This window comes from Bartonella sp. A1379B, assembly GCF_002022485.1.
In the GTDB taxonomy this organism is placed as follows: Bacteria; Pseudomonadota; Alphaproteobacteria; order Rhizobiales; family Rhizobiaceae; genus Bartonella; species Bartonella rochalimae.
The window spans coordinates 333,880-345,613 of the sequence record NZ_CP019780.1 but is presented as its reverse complement, the minus strand read 5'-3'; the positions used below and the strand labels follow the sequence as shown (position 1 = coordinate 345,613).

The 11,734-nt window shown below is 36.9% G+C and carries 6 protein-coding genes; all 6 read right to left on the bottom strand.

Annotation, left to right across the window (positions count from 1 at the left end; all coding sequences use genetic code 11):
* Positions 1-273 precede the first annotated feature (273 nt).
* The 6 genes from BA1379B_RS01390 to ftsZ all read right to left on the bottom strand — a co-directional run bounded on the left by BA1379B_RS01390 (position 274) and on the right by ftsZ (position 11,679).
* Positions 274-3,318, bottom strand: coding sequence for an autotransporter outer membrane beta-barrel domain-containing protein (locus tag BA1379B_RS01390; protein ID WP_078692315.1), 3,045 nt, complete (start codon positions 3,316-3,318; stop codon positions 274-276).
* A 510-nt stretch (positions 3,319-3,828) separates the two neighbouring features.
* The gene (gene ligA / locus BA1379B_RS01385; protein WP_078692314.1) at positions 3,829-6,006 is read right to left on the bottom strand and encodes an NAD-dependent DNA ligase LigA; all 2,178 of its coding nucleotides are present in this window, start codon (positions 6,004-6,006) and stop codon (positions 3,829-3,831) included.
* A 106-nt stretch (positions 6,007-6,112) separates the two neighbouring features.
* Entirely contained in the window at positions 6,113-7,780 is a 1,668-nt protein-coding gene (gene recN, locus BA1379B_RS01380) for a DNA repair protein RecN (RefSeq protein WP_078692313.1), read from the bottom strand.
* A gap of 6 nt (positions 7,781-7,786) precedes the next feature.
* Positions 7,787-8,680 (bottom strand): outer membrane protein assembly factor BamD, encoded by an 894-nt coding sequence (locus BA1379B_RS01375; protein WP_035006174.1) that lies wholly within the window; start codon positions 8,678-8,680, stop codon positions 7,787-7,789.
* Positions 8,681-8,836: 156 nt separating this feature from the next.
* Positions 8,837-9,703, bottom strand: a complete 867-nt coding sequence (gene lpxC / locus BA1379B_RS01370) for a UDP-3-O-acyl-N-acetylglucosamine deacetylase (RefSeq protein WP_078673635.1) — start codon at positions 9,701-9,703, stop codon at positions 8,837-8,839.
* 224 nt (positions 9,704-9,927) lie between these two features.
* On the bottom strand, positions 9,928-11,679 hold the full coding sequence (gene ftsZ / locus BA1379B_RS01365; RefSeq protein WP_035006178.1) for a cell division protein FtsZ: 1,752 nt from the start codon (positions 11,677-11,679) through the stop codon (positions 9,928-9,930).
* Positions 11,680-11,734 lie beyond the last annotated feature (55 nt).

Below are 11,734 nucleotides of genomic sequence, written 5' to 3'. Positions count from 1 at the left end.
GAATACATTATGGATTATATTAAATAAATAAACACATTTCAAGTTATTTCATAAAAGTAAGGTTTTACGTATTGGATTTCTCTATTAGCATTTACTAAATGAAAACTATCCAATAAATAAAGTTAAGCTTTACACTGAATACAAAAAAGCATTTCTTAATAAATTTATAAAGCTGAATTAAACGCATAGATAAAAGGCTGATGAGCAAAAGGCTCATCAGTCAATTTTCTAGGGCTTGAGCAAAACTGATAAATATAAAACCAATCCTTGCTTTTAAAATTGATAACGTAAGCCACCCGAAACACTAATTCCAGAAAAGCCAGCTTTGGTTAATTTATGTTGGTATAACAAATCACCATGAAGTGCTATCCTATTAGACAATTGGGCATAAACACCCGCACCTGTTTCAACTGTAGAACCGAATGCACCTAACTGAAATGCATCTTTAAAATGCACTATCCGCTTCTTTTCATAACTATGCGCAACATGAAGTTTACTATAAAAAGAAACAACATGTCCCTTTTCGGAAGAAGCAAAAGCTTTTATTAAACGACCACCTATCCGCCCTATCAATTGATCATGCTTTCCTAAATCAATATCAAACCGATCAATATCACGCGCTTCATCAAACAGGAGAGACTGGTAAATAACTTGAAGCTGTGGCTCAAGAATAAAACCATGATAGCCTGTGATAATGGCCTGACCACCCGATAAAGCAGCATTCAAAAGTCTCCCTTTTAATTCTGCTGTTTTTCCACGAGAAAGAGTGACAACATCGCCCTTAAAAAAATCATACGAGAGAAAGCCATTCGCATAAAAGCCTGTATCATGATCCAAATTCGCATAAAGCTTGCCTGACCATTTATCAAAAACACTCTTTTGACTGTGTTTAACTGCACGAGGATGAAGAGAGAGCTGACCATAACCGCCCATAACTCCAAAGGACGAAGCACTATCTTTACTCTCTAATGTATTGAATACAATTCCTGCTGTCGCATTATTATAGTCAAGATCAGCTCCATAACCATATTCAAAAACAGACAAATTGGAAGTATAACTATGGTTGCTACCATAACCACGGATGAAAAAGTTTGTCTTTCTCTTTTTAGCCGCTTCATGAAAAGCACTTTGCATGATTTCCAACAGTTCATGTTGATTACTTACATCGACCAAACCTGTATGAAATAAAGCATGAGGTAAAAGCAAATAACTTGGGAGTTGTGGCACAACTGCCGGTACTCTTTTTGCAGGTAAATCTGGTTTTATCGGATCCTCAGGTTCTGAGGGCACTGGTGGTTCCGACGATGGTGCTGGTTGCACTGGTTCCGGTTCTGATGGAGTAATATATTTACTTTGCAGCCGATAATCCCAAAAATTACTACTAGAGTGCTCACCTTCTTTTCCATTCTGCCCAACCAACTTTTGTCCTGGATCCGCTTGCCCTAATTGGGAACTTGGACCATACGCAGAAAGAACATACTGATAAGGTAAATTATCTGCTGTAATATAATCATCCTTCAGTTTGAAGGAATCTTCTTGCGCTGTACCTGAAACTTGAATAAGCGAAACACCCTGGGTATTACCTGAACCCGTTTTATCTCCTAGATCTCCTACTGTTGTAGAAACAGAAACTACAGTAACACCAGATACATCACCATCGATTAAAAGCCGATCTGTATCCGAGTTACTTTGATCTAAATAACTATTAAGATAAAGCTCCGCATTACCCTCTGCTGTATAAACAAGACTATTCCCTGTGCCAATAGAGAGTGTTTGATAAACATTATCGCTTGGCTTTTCAAAAATAATTTTACTATTCTTAAGTGTCACAGTAGAAATAAATGATTTATTATTATCAGTTCCCTCATTCCCTCGATCACCCCGTGATTTTCTTTTTGTTAAAGTCCACATCGAGTTATTCTCTAATTTCAAACACGCTTCAGCTGAACCAGAAATTAAAGCACCCCCTTCGAGCTGTGAGTTATTAGCTTTAATGTTTATAATCCCGCTAGTACCTTCTAGCAAAAGACCACCGGAAAGTTTTGTATCTGATAAATTAAAAATAAGCTCCGCCTTAACACCATTATAAATAGCAGTACTATTAGGAACAATAAAATTTGTTTTTTTCAAAGAAATAGTTGCGAATCTTTCGGGCTCCCCGTCCTGGCTATTACTAACAGAAAGTACTCCATACATGCCATAATATTTATCACCCTCTATTTTAATGTCTACATTTTCAAGCTCTACATTTATCTTTTCTATATTACTATTGATAAATGCAGGTTTTTCTACCGCCTGTGTCTCTTGTGAACTTCTTACCGAAAAGTCAAATACAAATCCATTCCCACTTTTGAGATGAACTTTCCCTTCCTTCATCTCAAAAGTACTCTGTGGATACATATAAACAGCAACCATATCATAAACAGCAACCATATCAGCACTAGATACAAACCTATTACGAGAAGTATTAATATTTTGGATACCTTCACTAATAATGTTAACTTTCTCTAAAGAAACCTCTCCTGCATCCATATAAACTGCGTAACCTTCGATAAAATTAATACTTGCATTCGATTCATTTACACCCTGCATTTGAATCGAGCCGCCTTTTGTAGTGAAAAGACCTTTGCCCTTTTCAGGCACTGTAATCTCTGTATTGGATACCTTAGCTATAGCATTTAAACCATTAGCTTCAACAGCAATCTGATTATTACTTATCAATGTATTGTCCACACTTACCGAACTATTTTTTGAAACAGAAATACCTGTCGTTATGTCTTTTAAGACCAATCTATCAGCGACAACAACCCCCCATGCTTTTGAAACAGAAATACCTGTCGTTAGGTCTTTTAAGACCAATCTATCAGCGATAACAACCCCCCATTCTCCGGTCAGTATACCAATATAATCATTTTCATTACTGTCATTACTAACTTTTGGACCTAGAATGTTCACGCCATTTACATTAACCTTACTAGTCGTATATATACCAATTTCTCCTTTGCTTTCAACACTGCTGCTCTTTTCTTCACTCTGTTCAGAATTACTCCCCATTTGATATGTTTGATCAGTTAGATCTGTTTGATCAATTATCTGTCTATTAACTTTACTTTTATTTTCTTTACAAACTTTTACAATGTAAGTATTCTTATCTAATGTTATAGTCATATTGTTGTTTGAACTACTATCTTCACCACTGCTAATTTGCTGACACTTATTAACAACAGCCGGTGAATCAACAACACTAGAAGAATTGCCTAAAAAACTGCTCAACGCTACAACAAGTTTAGACAATAAACCTGAAAATATAGCCGGCATAAAACCACCTAGTAATATTAATAAAAGTTAAATACATTGTGCATTTATATTAAATAAATAAATACATTTCAAGTTATTAGCATAAAAATAAATTTTTAGGTATTGGATTTCTCTATTAAGCTTTACTAAATGAAAACTATTCAATAAATAAAGCTAAGCTTTACACTGAATACAAAAAAGCATTTCTGAATAAATTTATGAAGCTGAATTAAACACATTGACAATAGCACATATCGACAAAAAACAATGACACCAAGTTAAGTAAAAAACATCACAGTACAATTTCTGTTAGAAATAGTGTATTTGCAATACCAATAGAATTTTTATACTTTTTCTTCTGCAGATCTGCAAAAAACTTATGTTTTGTATTTTATTATAAATTTCGATATAAAATCAGTTTCTTATAGCATAAAACATACATCCAAGGTATAATTATAAATTAAATAATAGAAAATTTACTAACTTGCTTTCTATAATTTATTATAAGAAATGATAATAACATTATGGGAATCACTGTTTGAGATGAAAATTCTCAATATAATGCCCATCAATTAACTTGAGCCAGTTTTTTTCATCCAGAACCTCAATACCTAATTGCTGTGCTTTAACTAGTTTCGATCCTGCTCCGAAACCTGCAACAAGAAGATCAGTCTTTTTAGAAATAGAATTCGATGTCTTAGCACCTAACCGTTCTGCCAAGGACTTTGCTTCGTCCCTTGACATATGCTCCAAAGTTCCCGTAAAAACAATAATTTTCCCTACTATTGGTGAATAATCTATTGCAATAGGCGCTTCATGAAGAGGAGTTACTTCCTTAAGTAAGGCCGATAAAACATCACGGTTATGCACCTCCTGATAAAAATCAATAATCGCTTCACCAACACGAGATCCAATTCCCTCAATATTGGTTAATTCCTTCCAAATCTCATTACCTTCACTGTTTTTATCAGGCGGCATAATAGCCGTCATCGCTGCAGTTTCAAAAGCAATGTAATTTTGGTAAGCACGAGCAAGACGTTGTGCCTTAACCTCACCAATGTGACGAATGCCTAACGCAAACAAAAAACGACTTAAAGAAATTTCACGACGAGCATTAATAGCATTATAAAGTTTACGAACTGAAACAACTCCAAAACCTTCCATATTTTCCAAACGTCTCAAAGAATTCTCTTGACGTCGTTGTAAAGTGAAAATATCCACCGGCGAACGAATACAAAGCGTTTTATCTTGAGCATGAAAAAAAAATTCCACTTGTTTTCTACCAAATCCTTCAATATCAAAGGCATTACGCGAAACAAAATGACAAATTCGCTCAATTGCTTGCGCGGAGCAAATAAGTCCACCCGTACATCGGCGGACTGTTTCACCTTCTTCACGAACAGCATGACTCCCACAAACAGGACATACGTGAGGAAAAATAAAAGCAGGAGTATCTTTTGAACGCTTTTCAACAAGGACATCGACAATTTGGGGAATCACATCGCCAGCACGTTGTATAATCACAGTATCGCCCACACGGATATCACGTCCTTCACGAATTAGCTCACCCTTATGACCGATTCCTTTAATATAATCTTCATTGTGCAAACTTGCATTAGTAATGACAACCCCACCTACAGTAATAGGTGTAAGACGAGCAACAGGGGTTAATGCCCCAGTTCGACCTACCTGAATATCAATATCTTCTAAAAATGCTATAGCTTTTTCTGCTGGAAATTTATGTGCAATTGCCCAACGTGGTGAACGAGCAACAAACCCTAAACGCGTTTGGAGCATTAAATCATTAACTTTATAAACAATCCCATCAATATCATAATCTAGTGATTGACGACATTCTTCGATAGAATGATAATATGAAATAAGATCTTCTACTTTTTCAAAAACCTTTGTTAATGGATTAATAATAAAGCCATATTCTTTAAGCTTTTTCATCATTCCTATTTGGCTTTCAGCAGGCATTTCACTTACTTCACCCCAAGCATAAGCAAAAAATTTAAGATTTCTGCTAGCGGTTATCCGTGAATCAAGCTGACGTAAGGAACCAGCTGCTGCATTTCTAGGATTTGCGAAAACTAACTTCCCTTCTTTCTGTTGGTTAATATTGAGTAACTGAAAATCTTTCTGTCCCATATAAACTTCACCACGAACCTCAATAATATCAGGAAAATTACCCTGTAAAATCTCTGGAATATCAGCAATTGTTCGCGCATTTGTAGTGACATTTTCACCTATGGATCCATTTCCACGCGTTATAGCACATACAAGTTTTCCTGCCTCATAGCGTAAAGATAAAGATAAACCGTCAATTTTTGGTTCGGCTGTCATTTCTATTGTCTGTGTTTCTGGCAATCGTAAAAAACGACGAATACGTTCAATAAATTCACTAACATCTTCAAAATTAAATGCATTATCCAAAGACAGCATTGGCTGTGCATGAATAGATTTTTCAAATTTTTCAGAAATCGGTGCACCAATTTTAGATGAAGGAGAGTCCGCACGAATTAATTCAGGAAAAAGAGCTTCAATTTCCTCATTACGACGACAAAGAGCATCATATTCTGCATCAGAAATTTCAGGCTGGTCATCACGATGATACAACACATCATGACGTGCAATTTCTTTTGCCAACCATTCCAACTCACTTGCTGCTTCAAGAGCGGTTAAGTTTTTAATCACATTTTTGTCCATAAATTCTATTCCAAATCTTGAATGATGATTATACACAAATCCCAATGATTATTATAAAAAGAATCTAAATGAACATCTGTTTGTTAGTATTTTCATTACTTCTTAATTATGTCTGCGCTAAAAGCTTTTGGGCTGCTGCACGTGCTTCTTCAGTAACTTGTTCTCCTGCTAACATGCGTGCAATTTCTTCTGCACGTTCGTGAGTTTCTATTTTATTAACACTCGTAACAAAGCATCCTGTATCGCCGCTTTCAACCTTTGAAATCAAAAAATGATTATGGGCCTTAGATGCTACCTGCGGTGCATGCGTGACAGCAAAAACTTGAATATTTTTTGATAAACGCAGCAATCGTTGTCCAATTGCAGCAGCAACAGCTCCACCAACACCTGTATCAATTTCATCAAAGATTAATGTTGGTGCTGATCCACGATCAGCTAATACAACCTTCAATGCTAATAAAAAACGAGACAATTCACCACCAGAAGCCACACTTAATATCGGCCCTGCTCGTGTTCCAGGGTTTGTACGCACCCAATATTCAACACGATCAATACCATCTGGACTATATTTTTCAGCATCACTCTGTATTTCAACGATAAATTCTGCTTTCTCCAATTTCAACGCTGGTAGCTCATCCATAATGCTTGAAGATAAACGACGCGCTACTTCTTGACGTTTTATCGAAAGCGCTTGTGCTAATATATCGTACTCTTTTTGCGCTTTTTGAGCTTCAGTCTCTAAATGAACGAGTGTTGCTTGAGCAGAATCAAAATCAGCCAGTTCAGCACACATCTTATCGCGCAACTGAGCAAGTTCATCTCCAGAAACATGATATTTGCGAGAAAAACCTCGAAGTGCAAAAAGACGTTCTTCTATTCGTTCTAACTCGTTAGTATCAAAATCCAATGCTTGCATTGCAGCTTCAATACAAGCTTGCGCTGTTGTGAGTGCACGCAATGCATCGTCAATAGATTTCACTATAGGTATAATCAAATCCTGCGCTTCAGGAATTTTCCGCTCCAAACGTCTTACCAAATTAGCAAGAACAGGGATTGGTGATTTTGAACCTCCTAAGAGATCATCAGCCTCTCTAATATCTGTTGCTATCTTTTCTAATTTAAGCATATCAGCCCGACGAAGAGACAAAGCATCTTCTTCATCAACTTTAAAATCAAACTTATCAAGTTCTTCTACACTTGCACGAAGATAATCAACTTCACGTACCGCACTTTCAACTTTAACATGTTGTTGTTGCACACGTTCTTTTAACGTATGCCATATGCGATAGCACTCGCGCAAATTTTCTACTTCACTTTCAAGACCACCAAAAGCATCTAATAATTGACGATGTGTACTAATATCAACAAATGCACGATCATCATGTTGTCCATGAATTTCGACCAACATACGGCCAATATCGCGCATCAATGTAATGCTAATCACTTGATCATTCAGAAAACCACGACTACGACCATCACTCGATTGTACACGCCGTAGAATGATATCACCTTCACAATCAAAACCATTTTCACATATCAGCCGCCGCACAGGATGCGAAACAGGAACATTAAAAACAGCCGTTACTTGCCCCTGTGTCATACCATGACGCACAAGGGAAGAATCTCCACGTCCACCAAGAGCCAACGATAGAGAGTCAAGCAAAATAGATTTCCCCGTTCCAGTCTCCCCAGTTAAAACGGACAAACCTTCTGTAAAATGAATATCAAGTCTTTCGATTAAAACAATATTATGAATCGAAAGCTGGACCAACATATGAAATTAATTCACCTTGCTCTTATTGCCACTCAAAGCACGAGAAATCCAAGAAGATTTGTGCTCTTTAGGCGATATACTATTTTTTTGCAGTAAATCATAAGAAAATTTATACCATTTACTTTCTGGATAATTTCGCCCCAAAATCGCTGCGGCTGTCTGCGCTTCCATAGTTAAACCAAGAGCAAAATTAACTTCTGTCAATCGGAAAAGTGCTTCTTCAATCTGATTTGTATCTGGATATTCTTCAATCACAGTACGAAATCTTCTACTTGCTGCTAAATATCGCTGACCTTCTTCATAATAACGACCAATCTGCATTTCCTTACCAGCTAATTGCTCTCGGCCAAAACGTATTTTAGCCTTAGCATCGCTGACATACTCTGATTCTGGATAGCGCTCTATCAAAACCTGCATAGCAGCAATAGCACGCTTCGTATCCTGCTGATCACGTGTAACATCAGGAATCCGACGGAAAGAAGAGAGACCAATAATATAGTAAGCATAGGCAGAATCATCCGCTAGCGGATAAAGAGAAATATAATGCTGTGCCATAGAAATTGCATCATCATACTTAGCTAACCGATAATTTGTAAAAGCACCCATTATTAACGATTTACGACCCCAATCAGTATAAGCATATTGTTTTTCAATAATAGCAAACTTTTTTGCTGCTTCACTAAGCCGCCCCACATCAAGATTAGCAAGTGCTTGATTATATAAAACATCTGGTGGATCTATTTTTAAAACATGCATAGATGGATCAAGGATATTTTTTCCTTTACCTAAACAACCTGCTAAAAAGCAAGTTCCTCCTAAAAGAACCCCAATCAAAACTTTGCGTACAATGGTCAATTTTCTATGCGCTATATTCCCAATATACTTATCAGGTTTTTTCATAATCTCTCAGCCTCCAGAAAATATCATTTTACAGAAAAATACTCATTAAATTTTGTATCATATCGTTTTCAAAACGACTAACAAAATCTATATACTTTAAATCTATAATCCGCCTTTAAATTATATAAAATAAAGTAAATTTTATTTTTTTCCTACTTACATATTGCTTTTTTCGTAACACGATTCGTCCTGTAAAACAGCCTTAACTAATTTTGAATTAAGAGCATGCCCACTACAATAAGAACGGAATAATCCAATAAAAGGCGCACCAAGTAAAGCAGTATCACCAATAGCATCAAGCATTTTGTGTCGAACAAACTCATTTTCAAAATAAGCGCCAGCTGGATTAATAATTTGATCATCAAGACCAATAATAAGAGAGTTTTCTAAAGAAGAGCCTATTCCTTTTCCAGAAGTCCATAATTTTTCCACATCCTTCACAAAACCAAAAGTGCGCGCACAAGACAAATCATTTTTAAACCCTTGTGCAGTAAGATCAAAGCTCAAATGTTGTTTGCCAATAACAGGAGTAGGAAAAGAAATTGTAACATCAAAACGACACCCATCAAATGGCAAAAACTCAGCCATACCATTTGCTGTTTCAACACGCACTGTTTTTTTTATAACAAAATAAGATCGCAACGCTGTTTGCTGAACAATACCTATCTTTTCAAAACCTTGACAATAATGCCATGAAGCACCATCCAAAATAGGAACTTCATTACTTGACACCTCAATGATGAGATTATCCAGATTATACGCAGCAATTGCGGCCATCAAATGTTCAATTGTCTCAACTCTTATATCTCCATGTCCAAGCACTGTTGATAATTCAGTTGCTCCAACTTGCGATGCATGCGCTGGAAATATTTGCTCTTTTCCATCTATGCCATAACGCTTAAAAACAATACCACATTCAATATCAGCTGGCTCAATCTTCATAACAGATAAATGTCCACTATGAACACCACGCCCTTCAAATATTAATGTATCTTTAAGAGTCGATTGATATTTCTGTCCCAATTAATAATACCACTTCATTAATATTCTTAATAATTTTTTGGAATCTTCATAAGACTATCAAAAATTATCTCTACAATAAATAATAAACCCATTTAATGAATGGATTTATTATTTTCTATAAAAACTCCATAAATTTTACTATAATAAAGCTTCCATTGTATGATGGATAGAAATATAGAGTTCTCTTATTTCAATTTTCTATACATTTTTCAATTTTCTATACATTAATTTGCTTGACGACGCAAAAACGCTGGTATTTCCAACTCGTCCTCTTCACTGATACAAATGTTTTGATCCTGCGATGCAGGTTGCTGCGACTCGGTAGAGTAACGAGGCATATAAACAGAAGTATCTTGAGAAAGATCCTGAGGATTGGCACTAGAAATATGAAAATCTTTATGCGAAGAAGAATTGACAGCAGGCTCTAACCGAGCTTCTGGTTCAATTTCTTCACGATACGTCAAACTTTGTTTCAAACGCTGCCAAAGATTACGTGGTCCTTGATCGACACTAGAAAAATTTGTACTTTGACTCCGAATAGAAGACGGAAAATCTTTTAACTCAGGCATACGCACCGGCGTTGAACAAGATTGTGTTTGCACTTGTTTTTTCTTCTGTTCTGCAACTCCAACCTTGTCATCAAGAACATGTGCTGTTGCTTCCATTCCCACTGCTCTAGCCATAGGCTGTTGAGAAACACAACCAGCCTGCATACGTAGTGAACTTGATGTCTTTGCATGTATATTTTGCCCATAAGGAGCAGTGTTTACAGTTCGTGGAGTATATGTTGTATCTGTAGTCTGCACAAAAAATTGACTTTTTGGACAAAATGGCTCTTCAATTGGCTGTTTCATTTCTACTTCTAGCGCTTCTATAACTTCTACCATTGATTCAGAACGCAAAGATGATGATGACTGAGAAGCAGTCTGCGTTACTCCAGTATCATTTTTACGCATTGAAGCTACAGGCCGATGAAATTTAGGATGTGAAGGTTGTATTATATCATTAATCTCACGATCAATACCAGTAGCAACCACCGATACACGAATAACACCCTCAAGTGACTCATCATCAATAGCACCAAAGATAACATTTGCATCAGCATCAACTTCTTCTCTAATACGATTAGCCGCCTCATCCACTTCAAACAAGGTCATATCACGACCACCCGTAATGGAAATCAAAAGGCCACGGGCTCCACGCATAGAAGTGTCATCTAACAACGGATTTGCAATAGCAGCTTCAGCAGCAGCCAAAGCACGTCCATCACCAGATGCCTCTCCAGTTCCCATCATTGCACGACCCATTTCATGCATAACAGAACGAACATCTGCAAAATCAAGGTTAATCAATCCTTCTTTAATCATCAAATCTGTAATAGAAGCAACACCAGAATAAAGAACTTGGTCGGCCATAGCAAAAGCATCAGAAAATGTTGTTTTTTCGTTCGCAATACGAAAAAGATTTTGATTCGGAATAACGATTAATGTATCAACCGATTTTTGTAATTCTTCTATGCCAGCTTCTGCTGTCTTCATTCGACGTGCACCTTCAAATTGGAAAGGCTTCGTCACAACACCAACAGTCAAAATACCTTTTTCACGTGCCGCATTAGCAACAACAGGTGCGGCTCCGGTTCCCGTGCCTCCACCCATACCTGCTGTAATAAAAACCATATGAGAATCTGCAAGATGATCGATAATTTCATCGATACATTCATCTGCAGCAGCTTGACCAACTTCTGGTAAAGCACCAGCACCTAAACCTTCTGTTACTGCTGCACCTAGCTGGATCACACGTTCAGCTTTTGACATAGCCAAAGCCTGTGCATCTGTATTAGCAACAACAAAGTCAACTCCCTGAAGACCAGCATTTATCATATTATTCACGGCATTTCCGCCACCACCTCCAACACCAAAAACGGTAATACGTGGCTTCAATTCCGCGATATCTGGCCGGTGCAGATTAATTGTCATGTTTTTTTTCCTTCTCATAAAACACCGCAAGCCAAAGCGATGAAAATTAATACCC

What these genes read in the sequence shown, in the direction of transcription:
- BA1379B_RS01375 (WP_035006174.1), bottom strand. Translation starts at nt 8,680, where the DNA reads ATGAAAAAACCTGATAAGTATATTGGGAATATAGCGCATAGAAAATTG.
- BA1379B_RS01390 (WP_078692315.1), bottom strand. Translation starts at nt 3,318, where the DNA reads ATGCCGGCTATATTTTCAGGTTTATTGTCTAAACTTGTTGTAGCGTTG.
- ligA (WP_078692314.1), bottom strand. Translation starts at nt 6,006, where the DNA reads ATGGACAAAAATGTGATTAAAAACTTAACCGCTCTTGAAGCAGCAAGT.
- recN (WP_078692313.1), bottom strand. Translation starts at nt 7,780, where the DNA reads ATGTTGGTCCAGCTTTCGATTCATAATATTGTTTTAATCGAAAGACTT.
- ftsZ (WP_035006178.1), bottom strand. Translation starts at nt 11,679, where the DNA reads ATGACAATTAATCTGCACCGGCCAGATATCGCGGAATTGAAGCCACGT.